8 protein-coding genes are annotated in these 15,733 nt (G+C 71.5%); 5 read left to right on the forward strand and 3 right to left on the reverse strand.

The genetic code is table 11. The features are described 5' to 3' along the window. Window positions 1-23 precede the first annotated feature (23 nt). Window positions 24-818: an SAM-dependent methyltransferase gene (locus tag J4573_RS27835; RefSeq protein ID WP_307796945.1), complete on the reverse strand. Its 795-nt coding sequence runs from the start codon at window positions 816-818 to the stop codon at window positions 24-26. Window positions 819-927: 109 nt separating this feature from the next. Between J4573_RS27835 and J4573_RS27840 the strand changes: the two genes are divergently transcribed. Then, window positions 928-2,247, forward strand: a complete 1,320-nt coding sequence (locus J4573_RS27840) for a cytochrome P450 (protein ID WP_208258809.1) — start codon at window positions 928-930, stop codon at window positions 2,245-2,247. Window positions 2,248-2,369: 122 nt separating this feature from the next. Here the strand turns inward: J4573_RS27840 and katG are convergent, their stop codons facing one another. Together katG and J4573_RS27850 are read right to left on the reverse strand one after the other, a co-directional pair. Further along, a complete protein-coding gene (gene katG, locus J4573_RS27845; protein ID WP_208258810.1) occupies window positions 2,370-4,574 on the reverse strand; it encodes a catalase/peroxidase HPI in 2,205 nt (734 codons plus the stop codon). Window positions 4,575-4,597: 23 nt separating this feature from the next. After that, the gene (locus tag J4573_RS27850; RefSeq protein ID WP_208258811.1) at window positions 4,598-5,032 is read right to left on the reverse strand and encodes a Fur family transcriptional regulator; all 435 of its coding nucleotides are present in this window, start codon (window positions 5,030-5,032) and stop codon (window positions 4,598-4,600) included. Window positions 5,033-5,298: 266 nt separating this feature from the next. On the opposite strand from J4573_RS27850, the gene J4573_RS27855 reads away from it, so the two are divergent. From J4573_RS27855 to J4573_RS27870, 4 genes are all read left to right on the forward strand, one after another. Beyond that, a complete protein-coding gene (locus J4573_RS27855) occupies window positions 5,299-6,168 on the forward strand; it encodes a universal stress protein (RefSeq protein WP_208258812.1) in 870 nt (289 codons plus the stop codon). Between the two features lie 145 nt (window positions 6,169-6,313). Next, the gene (locus J4573_RS27860; RefSeq protein WP_208258813.1) at window positions 6,314-8,191 is read left to right on the forward strand and encodes a fatty acyl-AMP ligase; all 1,878 of its coding nucleotides are present in this window, start codon (window positions 6,314-6,316) and stop codon (window positions 8,189-8,191) included. Further along, window positions 8,185-9,861 carry a PfaD family polyunsaturated fatty acid/polyketide biosynthesis protein gene (locus tag J4573_RS27865; protein ID WP_208258814.1) on the forward strand — a complete coding sequence of 559 codons (1,677 nt, stop codon included), beginning with the start codon at window positions 8,185-8,187 and terminating at the stop codon, window positions 9,859-9,861. The genes J4573_RS27860 and J4573_RS27865 overlap by 7 nt, the downstream gene beginning before the upstream one ends. 73 nt (window positions 9,862-9,934) lie before the next feature. Further along, a complete protein-coding gene (locus J4573_RS27870; protein WP_208258815.1) occupies window positions 9,935-15,718 on the forward strand; it encodes a type I polyketide synthase in 5,784 nt (1,927 codons plus the stop codon). Window positions 15,719-15,733 lie beyond the last annotated feature (15 nt).

Below are 15,733 nucleotides of genomic sequence, written 5' to 3' on the forward strand. Positions count from 1 at the left end.
AGGCCGGGCTCGCAGGCCCGCCCTCAGGTGGCCTTGCGGGCCACGCCCGCGTAGCACCACTGGCGGTCGGCGTTGGGCGGGATGATCGTGCCGTCGTCCGGGCGCCACAGGGAGAGGGTGGTGAGGCCCGGGGAGACCAGGTCGAAGCCGTCGAAGAGGCCGGTGACGGCGGCGCGGCTGCGCAGGGTGATCTGGTACGTGGCCTTCTCGTAGACGGCACCGGCGTCGCGGACGTTGTTGTCGGTGTCGAAGTCGGCGGTCACGTGCGAGATGGCCAGGTAGCTGCCGGGGGCCATCGCGGCGCGCAGGCGGGCGACGATGCCGGGCGGGTCGTCGGCGTCGTCGATGAAGTGCAGGACCGCGAGCATGAGGACGGCGATCGGCTCGTCGAAGTTGATGAGCTTCTCGACCTGCGGGTCGGTCAGGATGTCCTCGGGGTGGCGGGCGTCGCTCTGGATCACGGTGACCTCGGGCGTCCCGGCCAGCAGCGCCCGGCCGTGGGTGAGGACGACCGGTTCGACGTCGGAGTAGACGACGCGGGCGTCCGGCGCGACCTGGTGCGCGATCTCGTGGACGTTGCCCTGCGTGGGCAGTCCCGAGCCGATGTCGATGAACTGCCGGATGCCCGACTGGGCCAGGAAGCGCACCGCGCGGCGGAGGAAGGCCCTGTTCTCGCGCGCCAAGAACGGGGTGTCCGGCGCGTGCCGGACGACCTCCTCGACGGCCTCACGGTCGGCGGCGTAGTTGTCCTTGCCGCCCAAGAGGTAGTCGTACATGCGGGGGACGTTCGGAGTGGACGTATCGACGCTGCGCAGAATTTCTCCCCGGGCGTTACGGCCTCAGTCATATCGCGAACTTTCTACGAACATGTAAGCATTACGGCCATCGCGGAACAACCGAATCGCCGATCTGGACGCGGAGACCTAAATGCGCAACGGCAGCACTCCATCGCAGATCCCTGGGCCTGCCGTGGACAACGACGGCGTCGAGGCCATCGTCGCAGCGGGCGGATTGCATAACTACCAGCTGAAACTGCATGCCGAATACGGGCCGGTGGCCAGGTTCCCGTTGCCGGGCGCGGGCCTGGCGGTCTCGGTCGCCGATCCGGTGCTGCTGGAGGCCACCGCGAAGATCAACAAGCGGCCGGAGAAACTGTTCGAATTCCTGGCTCCACTGCAGGAGTCGGGGAACCTGCAGACGATCCCCGCCGACGAGCACGTTCCCTGGCGGCGGGTGATGCTGTCGGTGCTGGCCGGGCGTCCCTCGCACGAGGCCCATTTCGCGCGGTTCACCGCCCTGGCCGCCGAGATGGCCGACCGGTGGGAGCGGGAGGGCGAGGTCGCGCTGCAGAAGGACCTGAGTGAGCTGTCGCTGCGGATGATCTGCCAGTACGCCCTCGGCAGCGGCCTGGCCTCGGAGGAGTCGGTCGGGCAGGTCGTCTCCGCCTTCGAGGACGTGCTCACCGAGTACCTCGGCCGGATGTACCAGATGGAGGGGCCCGGGCAGGCTCGCGCGGAGGAGTCGCTGGCCTACCTGCGAGCCACCGTCGACCAGGTCCTGGCCGCACACAAAGATCAGGAAGAGCGGAACGACCTGATCGCGGCGCTGGTCCAGGCGGGGGAGTCACCGGCGCGGATCCGCGACACGGTGCTGATGATCATGATGGCGGCCCACCACACGACCGGCGTCGCCATCTCGTGGATGCTCTACCTGATGGCCCGGCACCCGGACGCGGCCAAGCGCGTCACCGCCGAGGTCGACCAGGTGCTGGGCGACCGCGCCGTACCCGGGTACGGCGACCTGAAGGACCTGGTCCAGCTGGACCGGGCGCTCAAGGAGACGATGCGGCTCTACCCGCCGGGCCCGTACGGCGCGCGGGAGGCCACCGAGGACGTCGTGATCGGGGACTATGAGATCCCCGCCGGGACCACGATCTTCTATCCGTTCTGGGCCGTGCACATGAACCCCGACCACTGGCCCGACCCGCAGGTGTTCGACCCCGACCGCTTCACGCCGGAGGCGACGGCGGCCAGGCCGCGGCTCGCCTACATCCCGTTCGGCCTCGGCCCGCGCAGCTGCGAGGGCGCCGGGCTGGCGATGGTCGAGGCCGAGCTCGTGCTGGCCACCCTGCTCAAGCGGTTCGACTTCCGGCTCGCGCCCGGCCAGACGGTCACGCCCATCGAACGCTTCGTCCTGTGGGCCGACGGCGACATCCGCATGAACGTCACGCCGCGCCCGAAGAACTGAGAAGAGCGGTTCAGGCCGGTCCCGGGACTCCGGGACCGGCCTGAACGGTGCGATCACATCCTGATCAGAGCCCGGTCAGGCGCCGATCAGGCCGCCGATCAGGCCGCCGATCGGGGTCTCGATCAGTAGCGGTCGAGGTCCATGACCTTGGCGAAGGCCGCGACGAAGTCGTTCACGAACTTCTCCTTCGCGTCGTCGCTGGCGTAGACCTCGGCGAGGGCGCGCAGCTCGGAGTTCGAGCCGAAGACCAGGTCGGCGCGGGTGCCGGTCCACTTGGCCTTGCCGGTGGCCGCGTCGTACCCCTCGAAGGCGTCCTGGGCCTCCGAGGTCGACTTCCACGTCGTGCCCATGTCGAGCAGGTTGACGAAGAAGTCGTTGGTCAGCTGGCCCGGGCGGTCGGTGAGCACGCCGGCCTTGGACCCGTTGTGGTTGGCGCCGAGGACTCGCAGGCCGCCGACCAGGACGGTCATCTCGGGCGCGCTCAGGGTGAGCAGGTTGGCCTTGTCGACCAGCAGGTACTCGGCTGGGAGCCGGGTGCCCTTGCCCACGTAGTTGCGGAACCCGTCGGCGGCGGGCTCCATCGCGGCGAACGACTCGACGTCGGTCTGCTCCTGCGAGGCGTCCGCGCGGCCCGGCGTGAAGGGGACCGTCACGTCGTGCCCGGCGTCCTTGGCCGCCTTCTCCACGGCGGCGACACCGCCGAGGACGACCAGGTCGGCGATGGAGACCGGCTTGCCGAAGCCCTGCTGGATGCCCTCGAGGACGCGCAGCACGTTGGCGAGCTGGTCGGGGTTGTTGACCTCCCAGCCGACCTGCGGCTGGAGGCGGATGCGGCCGCCGTTGGCGCCGCCGCGCTTGTCGCTGCCGCGGTGCGAGGAGGCCGCCGCCCACGCGGCGGAGACCAGCTCGGACACCGTCAGGCCGGAGCCGAGGATCTGGCCCTTGAGGGCCTCGACGTCGGCGTCGCCGATGACCTCGCCGGTGACCGCGGGGATCGGGTCCTGCCAGAGCAGTTCCTCGCTCGGGACCTCGGGGCCGAGGTAGCGGACGATCGGGCCCATGTCGCGGTGGGTGAGCTTGTACCAGGCGCGGGCGAAGGCGTCGGCGAGCTCGTCGGGGTTGTCCAGCCAGCGCCGGGTGATCTGCTCGTAGATCGGGTCGACCCGCATGGACAGGTCGGTCGTGAGCATGGTCGGGGCGACGCGCTTGGCCGGGTCGTGGGCGTCCGGCACGGTGCCCTCGCCGCCGCCGTTCACCGGGCGGTACTGGTTGGCGCCCGCGGGGCTCTGGAAGAGCTCCCACTCGTAGCCGTACAGGGTCTCCAGGAAGCTGTTGTCCCACTGGGTCGGGGTGGGCGTCCAGATGCCCTCCAGCCCGCTGGTGATGGCGTCGGCGCCGACGCCGGTGCCGTAGGAGCTCTTCCAGCCCAGGCCCTGCTGCTCCATCGGCGCGGCCTCGGGGTCGTCGCCGACGCTGTCGGCGGGACCGGCGCCGTGGGTCTTGCCGAACGTGTGACCGCCGACGATCAGCGCGGCGGTCTCCTCGTCGTTCATCGCCATCCGGCGGAACGTCTCGCGGATGTCGCGCGCGGCGGCGAGCGGGTCGGGGTTGCCGTTCGGGCCCTCGGGGTTGACGTAGATGAGGCCCATCTGGACCGCGGCGAGCGGGTTCTCCAGCTCGCGGTCGCCGGTGTAGCGCTCGTCGTCCAGCCAGACGGTCTCGGGGCCCCAGTAGACGTCCTCGTCCGCCTCCCAGACGTCCTCGCGGCCGCCGGCGAAGCCGAAGGTCTTGAAGCCCATCGTCTCGAGGGCGACGTTGCCGGTGAGGATCAGCAGGTCGGCCCAGGAGATGTTCTGGCCGTACTTCTTCTTGACCGGCCAGAGCAGGCGGCGGGCCTTGTCCAGGCTGGCGTTGTCCGGCCAGCTGTTCAGCGGGGCGAAGCGCTGCTGCCCGGCGCCCGCGCCGCCGCGGCCGTCGCTGATGCGGTACGTGCCGGCGCTGTGCCAGGCCATCCGGATCATGAACGGGCCGTAGTTGCCGAAGTCGGCGGGCCACCAGTCCTTGGAGGTCGTCAGCACCTCGGCGACGTCGCGCTTCACGGCCTGCAGGTCCAGGGCGTTGAACGCCGCCGCGTAGTCGAAGTCCGCGCCGAGCGGGTTGGTCACCGGCGGGTTCGTGGCAAGGACCTTCAGGTTGAGGCGGTCCGGCCACCACTGGCGGTTGCCGCCCCCCTGAGTCGGGTGGGGTGCGCGCCCGTGCGCCACGGGACAGCCTTCCGCCCCTTCGGCCTTCGCGTCGGCGACGATCGCGTCGTTGTTCTCAGTCATGGGAATCCTTCCGGACACGGTGCTCAGGTGCTGCGGTTGGAACAGTCGGGGCACAGGCCCCAGAAGATGACCTCGGCCTCGTCGATCACGAAACCGTGGTCATCGGACGCGGTCAGGCAGGGCGCCTCACCGACCGCGCAGTCGACGTCGGCGACGGCACCGCACGAGCGGCACGCGACGTGGTGGTGGTTGTCGCCGACGCGTCCCTCGAACCGGACGGGGCTCCCGGCCGGTTCGATGCGCCGCACGAGGCCCGCCGCGGTGAGCGCGTGCAGGGCCTCGTACACGGCCTGGAGCGAGATGTAGCCGACGCGGTCGCGGACTCCGGAGGCGAGTGCCTCGACCCCGAGGTGATCACCGTCCCGGACGGTCTCCAGCAGCGCGACGCGGGCGGCCGTCACCCGCAGGCCCGCACCGCGCAGCTCCTCGGCAGTGGTCGGAGTCTGGGCTGCGGTCATGCCGCCAACCTATCCCCCTAAACAAGAACAGTTCAAGATAACGAAAGATCCAACTCTTGAGTTGGATCAGGAGTTTGGACGGGTCGCCCCCCTCGAGTCTCGCCCGGTCACAGAGCGCACGCCACGTGACAGGCCCGTACTGGCGGGACCTTTGCCCCTATATGGCCGAAACTCTGCCGATCACGATGGAGGTCACGCGAGGTCCCGTCGGGGGATCGTCGCCTCGGGAATCAGTATCGGGGACCGACTCCGGATCGGGAGGGCCGATGGCCGACCACACCAAGATCGTCGTCGGGGTCGACGGCTCTCCGTCGTCGAACCGCGCGGTGGCCTGGGCCGCCGACGAGGCACAGCGCCGCCAGGCCGGGCTGCGGATCGTGTACTCCCACGAGGTCTGGGGCGACCAATGGCCGTTCGATCTGCCGTCCTCGGTCACCGGCGAGGGTGCCTCGGCCATGGACGAGCCGGCGCGGCACACGCTGGACGCCGCCGCTGAGCAGGCGGGCCGCGGCAGGCCCGAGCTCTCGGTGACGACCGGGCTCCTCACCGAGTCGGCCGCCTCGGCGCTCCAGGGCGAGGCCGGGGATGCCTTCGAGATCGTCGTCGGCCACCGCGGCCTGGGCGGCTTCACCGGGCTACTGCTCGGCTCGGTCAGCCTCAAGATCGCTGAACGGGCCGTCTCGCCCGTGGTGATCGTGCGCGGCGACCCGGCCCCGGCGCGCGGCGAGGTCGCGGTGGGCGTCGACCTGGTCGCCGACGGCCCGGTGCTGGAGTACGCGTTCGACGCGGCCGCCCGGCGCGGGTCGCGGCTGCGGGTCGTGCACGGCTGGGAGGTGCCCGGCTGGGTCCTGGACACCCCGCACCCCATCAGCCTGAAGGAGCTGGAGGAACGGATCCGCTGGAACGTCATCGAGGCCCACGCCCCCTATCGCAAGCGGTTCCCCGGGGTCCAGGTCGTCGAGGACCTTCCGCGCGACCATCCGGTGGAGGCCATGGTGGCCGTCTCCCGCGAGGTCGACCTGATCGTCATCGGCAAGCACACACAGGGCGACAGGTTCCGGATCGGCGCCACGGGCCACGGCATCCTCCACCATGCGGACTGCCCCGTGGCCGTCATCCCGCCGAACACGAATTGAGTTTCGGCTCGCAATAGTCCGTTGGCACTGGTGCGGATGCTCCCCTGACCTGCGGTCCATCGCCAAACGACCCATTGCCGCTCGTTTCTCGCGACGCACAGAATTGTGGCTGCAAACAATTGCCGCGCTTTTGGAGGCAATGGCAGTGGCAGCCCTTTCCATCCTCGACCTGTTCGCCGCGCAGCTGGACGAGCACCCCGACCGCGAGCTGTTCACGTTCGTCGACAAGCACGGCAAGGACCGCGCCAGACTCACGGCCGCGTCCATCGCACGCGACGCGGCCGACGTGCGCCTTTTCCTGGACTCGGAGGGTTTCGCTCCGGGCGACCGGGTCGTCCTGGCCTATCCGCCGGGGCCCGAGTTCATCGTGGCGCTCGTCGGCTGCCTGATGGCGGGCGTGCTCCCGGCGGCGGTGCTGCCGCCCGACCCTCGCCACGGCCGCGGCAACGAGGACGGGTTCGTCTCGGCGGTCCTGGACTGCGAGGCGCGGGCCGTTCTCACCAGCACCGGCTACGACCGGCTCCGCAAGCTCGCCACGGTCGCGGGCGCGGTCACGCGCAGCGGCCGCCGCTGGCCCGACATTCCCTGGCACCGCACCGACCGGCTCGCCTACGACGACCCCGAGGAGGGGCCACGGGAGTGGCACCGGCCCGAGAGCGATGACGAGCCGGCGCTGCTGCAGTACACCTCCGGCTCGACCGGGACGGCGCGCGGCGTGGTCATGAGCCACCGCAACCTGATCGCCGAGGCGGCCTCGAACGCGGCGGACTACGGGCTGGTGCCCTCGGAGGTCGGCGTCACCTGGCTGCCGCACTACCACGACTTCTGCCTGATCAACGTGATCATGAACGTGCTGAGCGGCAACCTGCGGATCTACATGCTCTCGCCGCTGGACTTCCTGCGGTCGCCGGGACTGTGGTTCGAGACGATGTCGCGGGTGGGCGCGACCGAGACGCACGCCCCCAACTTCGCCTACGACCTCGTGGTGCGCCGCACCACGCCCGAGCAGCGCGCCCGCTGGGACCTCAGCCGGGTGCGCATGGTCATGTCGGCGGCCGAGCCCGTCCTCGCCAGGACCGTGGACACCTTCTTCCGCGAGTTCGCGGCGACCGGGCTGCGGCCCGAGACGTTCTGCCCGACCTACGGGCTGGCGGAGGCGTGCGTCAGCGTGACCGGCTGGGGGCGTTCCAGAGTCACCGTCGACCCTGAGGCCCTGTCGCTGGGCAAGGTGATCCGTGTCGAGGACGGTGCGGTCGGCGAGGACGGCGCGGCCGGCGCGGACTGCGCGGCCGAACCCGACGGCGCCCGTAAGGACCGGCGGCGCCGCGCGGCCACCTACTTCGGCTGCGGCAAGGTCACCAAGCCCGGCTCGAGGGTCCGCATCATCGACCCGGACACCTGCGAGCCCTGCGGCCCCGACCAGGCCGGGGAGATCTGGGTCGACTCCGAGACCAAGGCGCTCGGCTACTACGGCCGCGAGGCCGAGAGCAGAGAGGTCTTTTACGCGGCGGTCGCGGGAGACACCGACACGCGCCGCTACCTTCGCACGGGAGATCTGGGCTTCTTCGCGGACGGCGAGATCGTCATCACCGGAAGGATCAAGGACATGATCGTCGTGCGCGGCCGCAACCACCACGCCGAGGACCTGGAGGAGAGCGTCCGGCTCTGCCATCCCGACGTCAGGCCCGGCGGCATCGCGGTGACCGCGGCCACGCCCGGCGACGGCGAGGACCGCGCCGAGCAGGTGGTGGTGTTCGTCGAACGCCGCGACGCCGCCACCGACGAGGCGACGGCCGAGGAGATCGTCGCCGCCGTCCGGCACCGGCTCCGGCTCGACCATCAGCTCACCGGCGTGACGGTCGTCGTCGGCCCCAAAGGCCTGGTCGCCAAGACGACGAGCGGCAAGGTGCGCCGGCGGACCTGCGCGCAGCTGTACGTCTCGGGTCCGCTTCCTGAGGGCACGAGCGTTCACCCGCCTGCGGACTCCCGTCGCGAGAGCGGGATCGAGGTGTCCGCGTGCTGACAGTGCCCTCCCGCGCGGCGGCGCCGGCCCGCCGCGAGAACGGTTCCCGCTCGTCCGGAACGGGCGGGCCGCGGGCGATCGGCGCCTGGAGGGGAAGCGGTGCGCCCGCGTTCTCGCCCGACGAGATCGTGCGCCTCGCCCATGAGACGAGGCAGCCGTTGCACGTGGTCAGCCGCGCCACCGACGGCGCGATCGGTCTCGCGGCCGAGGGGATCATCGAGCCGGAGTCGTCGCGGCCCGCGCCCTATCAGGTGCTGGGCGTGCTGCCCGCGCTCTATCCCGAGTGGCTCGGGCAGCGAACGTTCTGCACGGCGCACGGGCTGCGGTTCGCCTACATCGCGGGGGAGATGGCCAACGGCATCGCCACCTCGCGACAGGTCGTCGCGATGGCCCGCGCGGGGATGCTGAGCTTCTTCGGCGCGGCGGGGCAGCCGCCCGGCCGCATCGAGAGCGCGATCGCCGAGATCCGCCGCGAGCTGCCCGGCCAGGTCAACTGGGGCGTCAACCTGATCCACTCGCCCACCGAGCCCGAGATGGAGGAACGCGTCGCCGACCTGCTGCTCGCGCATCGCGTGCCGCGCGTCTCCGCCTCCGCGTACATGGCCCTCACCCCGGCCGTGGTCCGCTGCGCCGTCGCGGGGCTGAGCACGGATCGTTCCGGCGCGGTGGCGCGCCGCACGCACCTGTTCGCCAAGGTGTCGCGGCCCGAGGTCGCCGAACGGTTCATGTCGCCCGCGCCCGCCAAGATCCTGCGGGCGCTGGTGGAACGCGGGCAGATCACCGCGGCCGAGGCCGAGCTCGCGAGCCGGATCCCGGTCGCGGTGGACGTGACGGTCGAGGCCGACAGCGGCGGCCACACCGACAACCGGCCGCTGGTCACGATGCTCCCGGTGATCCAGCGGCTCCGCGACGACCTCACCGCCCGCCACCACTACGACCGGCCGGTCCGCGTGGGCGCGGCCGGTGGCCTCGGCGACCCCGGCGGCATCGCCGCGGCGTTCGGGCTCGGCGCGGCCTACGTCGTCACGGGCTCGATCAACCAGGCGGCCGTCGAGTCCGGCGTCTCCGACGAGGCCAAGGAGCTCCTCGCCCGAGCCGACGTGGCCGACGTCGTCATGGCTCCATCTGCCGACATGTTCGAACTGGGCGTCAAGGTGCAGGTGCTCCGGCGCGGCACCGCGTTCGCCGGCAGGGCCGGGCGCCTGTACGAGATCTACCGGCGGCACCCCTCGCTGGAGGCGCTGAGCGGCGACGAGCGCGCGGGGCTGGAGAAGGACGTGCTGCACACCTCGCTGGAGGCCGTCGAGGCCGAGACCCGGTCGTTCTGGCGGGAACGTGATCCCGGGCAGCTCGCCAAGGCCGAGCAGGACCCCAAGCACTGGATGGCGCTGGTCTTCCGCTGGTACCTGGGCATGTCGAGCCGCTGGGCCATCGCCGGAGCGGGCGACCGCCGCACCGACTACCAGCTGTGGTGCGGGCCCGCGATGGGCGCGTTCAACCGCTGGACGCGCGGCACCTTCCTCGCCGAGCCCGCCAATCGCGGCGTGGTCCAGATCGCCCTCAACCTGCTGGAGGGCGCGACCATGATCACTCGCGCGCAGCAGCTGCGGACCTTCGGCGTGCCGGTCCCCGACGCCGCCTACCGGGTGACGCCCCGCCCCCTCGTGTGACGCCGCGCCCTCTCGTTTGAGACCTCGTCCGAGAACGATCCTCCATCCCCTCGCTCCGACGGAGACCCGGCTGATGCCAGCCAAGCGCACGCCGTACCAGGAACCCATCGCAGTCATCGGAATGAGCGCCCTGCTGCCCGGCTCGAACGACGTCGGCGGCGCCTGGCGGACCATCGTCAACGGCGTCGACCAGATCCGGGAGGTGCCGCCCGAGCACTGGCTGATCGAGGACTACTTCGACGCCGACCCCTCGGCGCCGGACAAGACCTACGCCCGCCGCGGCGGGTTCCTCGACCCGGTCGACTTCGACACCGCGGCGTTCGGCATCCCGCCCAAGACGCTGCCCGCGACCGACTCGTCCCAGCTGCTGACCCTGGTCGCGGCGGGACGGCTGCTCCAGGATCTCGGGCCGACGGTTCCGGCCGACCGTACGAACGTCGTGATCGGCGTCGGCGGTGCCCTGGAGTTGCAGTGGCACATGAGCGCCCGGCTGCAGCGGCCGGTGTGGGCCAAGGCCATGCGCGAGAACGGCCTGCCCGAGTCGCAGGTCACCGAGATCTGCGACCGCATCGCCGAGCATTACGTGCCCTTTCAGGAGGCGACGTTCCCCGGCCTGCTGGGCAACGTCGTCGCCGGGCGGGTCGCCAACAGGTTCGACCTGCACGGTTCCAACTTCACGACCGACGCGGCCTGCGCGGGATCGCTGGCGGCGCTGTCGACGGCGGTGAACGACCTGACGGTCGGCAACGCGGACATGGTCGTGACCGGGGGAGTCGACAACCTCAACGACATCTTGATGTTCATGTGCTTCAGCAAGACCCCGGCGCTGTCGAGGTCGGGCGACTGCCGCCCGTTCTCCGAGGACGCCGACGGGACGATGCTGGGCGAGGCGGTGGTGCTGTTCGCGCTGAAGCGGCTCGCGGACGCCGAGGAGGACGGCGACCCGATCCATGCCGTGATCCGCGGCCTCGGCGCGTCCTCGGACGGGCACAGCAAGGCGATCTACGCGCCCCTCCCCGAGGGGCAGATGCGCGCGCTGCGGCGGGCGTACGAGCTCGCGGGCTACCAGCCGAGAACGGTCGAACTCGTCGAGGCGCACGGCACGGGCACGGCCGCCGGGGACGCCGCCGAGTTCGCGTCCCTGCGCAGCGTCTTCTCGGAGGTGGCGGGGGACGCCGATGGGCCGTGGTGCGCGCTGGGGTCGATCAAGTCGCAGCTGGGGCACACCAAGGCCGCCGCCGGTGCGGCCGGGCTGCTCAAGGCCGTGCTGGCCCTGCACCACCAGGTGCTGCCGCCCACGATCAAGGTGCGGCAGCCCAATCCGCGCCTGGAGCTGGGGAGCTCCCCGTTCTACCTGAGCACCGAGGCGCGGCCCTGGATCCGCGGCTCGGACCACCCGCGCCGCGCATCGACGTCCAGCTTCGGCTTCGGCGGCAGCAACTTCCACGTGACGATCGAGGAATACGAGGGCGGCCGCGCCGCGTGGCGTCTCCGAACGGCCCCGACCGAGCTCGTCCCGCTGTCGGCGGATTCGGCGAACGAACTCGTGAAGCGATGCGAGGTCGTCTCCGAAGAGAACGCCACTTTGGCCGAGCTCGCGCTCCGCTGCCAGGAGGCTTTCGACCCGTCCGCGTCCGAACGCCTCACCATCGTCGCTGCCGACCTGGAAGATCTCGCTGAGAAGGCCGGCGCCGCCGCAGAGACCATCAACGCTCACCCGGGCGAACCGTTCGACCGCCCAGGCGCCGTGCACTACCGCAGCGGCACTCCGGAGACCGGCCAGATCGCGTTCCTCTTTCCCGGGCAGGGAAGCCAGTACGTGGGCATGGGCGCGGACCTGGCCATGCAGGTTCCCCAAGCCCGCGAGGTGTGGGACCGCCTGGCCGACCTGCGGTTGGGGGAGCGCGGCCTGCACGACGTGGTGTTCCCGGTGCCGGTCTTCTCCGATGCCGAACGCGCCCGGCAGCGGGCACGGCTCACCGGGACCGAGTGGGCCCAACCCGCCCTCGCGGCCCACAGCACCTCGCTGCTCAGGGTCCTGGACCTCATCGGCGTCCGCGCCGACTGCCTGGCAGGTCACAGCCTTGGCGAGCTGGTCGCGCTGCACGCGGCCGGTTGTTACAGCGCCGAAGACCTCGTCCGCATCGCGCGGCGGCGCGGCGAACTGATGCGGGACACCGGGGACGACTCGGGCGGCATGCTCGCCGCAGGCGTGACCTGGGATCAGGCCGAGGCGCTCATCGAGTCCGCCGGCATCACCGAGGCCTGGCCGGTCAACCACAACGCGCCCGACCAGGTCGTCATCGCGGGCACGCACGAGAGCCTCGCCGAGCTGCGCCGACTTCTGGAGGAGGACGGGCGCTGGGCCAAGCCACTGAACGTGTCCGCCGCGTTCCACAGTCCCCTGGTCGAGGCTGCGGCCGAGCCGCTGCGGGGCTTCCTGAACGAGATCGACGTCGTTCCGCCCGCCACCGACGTCTACGGGAACGCCGACGCCGCGCCCTACCCGGCCGGTCCGGCCGGTCCGGCCACGGCGCGCGAACGGCTCGTCGAGCAGCTCACCTCACCGGTTCGCTTCGCCTCGCAGATCGAGGCGATGTACACGCGCGGCGTCAGAACGTTCATCGAGGTCGGCCCCGGCTCGGTGCTGACCGGCCTGGTCGCCGCGAACCTGAAGGACCGCGAGCATCTCGCCGTCGCCATGGACCGGCGCGGCGAGCATGGCATGACCGCCCTCCACGAGGCCTTGGCCCTGCTCGCGGTGAACGGGGTGCCCATGGCGTTCGGGGAGCTGTGGAGCGTGCACGCGCCCCCGGCCGGGGCGCGACCGCCCGCGTCGCGGGCCACCTATCCGATCTCGGGCTTCAACGTCGGCAAGCCCTATCCGCCCTCGGGAGGCGCCGCCGAGCTGCCTCCTCCGAACCCAGAAAGGCCCATGGCAGTGAGTGACAGCGGCACTTCTTCCGGCCTGCCGGACGACCTGTGGTCGGAGCAGTACCACGAGATCCAGCGCCAGACCGCGGAGGTCCAGACGACCTTCCTGCGGACCATGGCCGAAAGCCAGCTGGCCTTCCTTCAGGCCGCGCAGTCGCCGTTCATCGGCGCCGACCACGACCGGTCCCCGATGATGCCCGCGCCGCGGAGTTCCGCGCCTCCGCCCATGCCTTCCCTGCCCCCACCCGCGCCACCCACGATGATGCCGCCCGCACCCGACCTGCCCGCCCTCGTTCCCGCTCCTGCCGCGCCACCTCCACCGGAGCTGTCGAACGGAGCCTCGCCGACGGCGTCCCCGGTAGGGCAGCCGCAGAACCTCGAAAGCCTGCTGCTGGAGGTCGTGGAGGAGAAGACCGGCTACCCGGCGGAGGTCTGCACCCGCGACAAGTCCCTGGAAGCCGACCTCGGCATCGACTCGATCAAGCGGATGGAGATCTTCTCCGAGATCAGCGATCGGATGGCCGACCTGCCGCAGCTCGACATGGCCGAGCTCGGCGCCCTGCAGACCCTCGGCGACGTGATCGACTGGCTGCCGTCGGGGCACTCGGGCGCCTCTGGCGTCTCGGGGGGTGGTGCGGACCCAAAAGCAATGGTTCGCCACTTTGAGATCACGGAGGCCGTGGCGACTCCGAGCGGGTTCGAGCCGGTGGGCATCCGGACCCGAAAGCTGATCATCACCGACGACGGCGGCGGTGGCATCGCGATCCATCTGGCCGACGCGCTGTCGGCCGAGGGCGTGCACGCCGAGATCGCCGCCGAGGTGCCGGGCGGAGCAGAAGGCGTCGTCTTCCTCGGCGGGCTCCGCCGCGTCGAGACGATCGACGAGGCCGTGGAGGTGAACCGGGAGGCGTTCCGCGCGGCGCACGCGGTCGCCGGTGAGATGACCGAACGCGGCGGCGTCTTCGTCACCGTGCAGGACACCGGCGGCGACTTCGGCCTCGGCGGCGGTCACCGGCAACGCGCCTGGCTCGGCGGGCTCGCGGGTCTCGCCCGTACCACCGCCGCCGAATGGCCGAAGGCGGTGGTGAAGGCGATCGACTGCGAGCGCGGCGCCCGCGAACCGGCGGCGGTGGCCGCGGCGATCGCCCACGAACTGCTGGCCGGAGGCACCACCCTGAACGTCGGACTCCACGCCGACGGCAGGCGGACCACGCTCGCGGCGCGCGAGGCGACCGTTCCAGCATCGGAGGAGGCGCGGGCGCCGGATGCGATCTTCGGGCCTGACGCGGTGGTCGTGCTGAGCGGCGGTGGACGCGGGATCACCGCAGCCGTCGCGCACCGGCTCGCGGCCTCCGGCGCCCCACGCCTCGTTCTGCTCGGGCGAACGCCGCCGCCGGACGAGGAGGAGCCCGTTCACCTGAGGAACGCGGGGGATGAGACGGCCGTCAAGGCCGCGCTCTTCGACCACGCCCGCGCCCGGGGCGAGCCGCTTCCGGGCCCGGCGGAGGCCGCCGCGACCGCTCGGCGCGTTCTGGCGGGGCGCGAACTGCGGGTCAACCTCGAAGCCGTCCGCGCGGCCGGTGCTCAGGTCCGCTATCTCGCGGTCGATGTCACGAACGCGGCGGCCGTGGCCGAGGCGATCGGCGGCATACGGGCCGAGTGGGGGCCGGTCACCGCCATCGTGCACGGAGCGGGCGTCATCGCGGACAAGACGATCGCGGACAAGACCGAAGAGTCGTTCGCGGCGGTCTTCGACACCAAGGTGGGCGGCCTGAGGTCCCTGCTGGAGGCCACGGCCGACGACCCGGTCGAGGCGGTCTGCCTCTTCTCCTCCATCGTCGCCCAGTACGGCAACGCCGGGCAGAGCGACTACGCCATGGCCAACGAGGTCCTCTGTCAGGTGGCCACCGCGGGCGGCGGCCGGATGCGGGCCCTGTGCTGGGGCCCGTGGGAGGGCGGCATGGTCACACCGGGCCTCGCCCGCAACTTCCAGGAGCAGGGGATCTCGCTCGTCCCGGTGAACGAAGGCGTCCAGGCCTTCCTCGACGACCTGCACACGGGACGCCCCGGACGCGCGGTGGTCTGCGCCGACGCCGACGCCGACGCCGACGCCGGCCCGGCCCGGATCGCGCGGCGCACCGCCAGGCGCGAGGTGGGCCTGCGGCTCAGCGCCGAGGACCATCCCGAGCTGTTCGATCACCAGATCACGGGGACGGTCATCGTGCCGTTCGCGCTGGTCCTGGAGTGGTTCGCCGCAGCGGCCGCGGAGTTCGCCCCGGGCATCGGCGGCCTGGCCCTGCGCGACGTCAAGGTGCACCGCAAGCTCGACCTTCCGGGTTTGGAGACCCGGCCCACCGATCTGGTGATCGCCACCGAGCCGTCCGCCTGGGACCCCTCGACCGCCTTCCTGGAACTGCGCGGACCGGACGGGCACCGGCACTACTGCGGCGAGGTCTCGCCCCTCACCGCCGAGCCCTCGGACTGGCCGGAGCCCACCGGCCTCGCGCCGCCGAAGGTGTGGCCCGCCGAGTACGACGGCGAGGTGGCCTTCCACGGGCCGCTGTTCCAGTCGGTGTGCGCGGTCGACGGGCTCTCCGACCTCGCCGCGGCGGCGACGCTCGTGGGCGCCGCCGAGCTGGGCTGGCGTACCGACCCGGGGCGCCGCGTCGATCCGCCCGCCGTCGACGGCGCGGTGCAGATCGGGTGCGGCTGGGCGATGGAACGCCTCGGCGGTCCGGTGCTGCCGATGGGCATGGCCGAGTTCCGCCTCTTCCGCCCGGGGCCGCTGGACGGCCCGGCCCGCTGCATCGTGCGCGGACGCCATGTGGGCGCCGCGCACGCGCTCTGCGACGTCGCATTGATCGACGACGCGGGCGTGAGATCTGAGCTGATCGGCCTGTCGATGGTCCGTCGCCCTTCCTGAACAGGAGGAACACCA

Source organism: Actinomadura barringtoniae, assembly GCF_017573505.1.
Lineage (GTDB): Bacteria > Actinomycetota > Actinomycetes > Streptosporangiales > Streptosporangiaceae > Spirillospora > Spirillospora barringtoniae.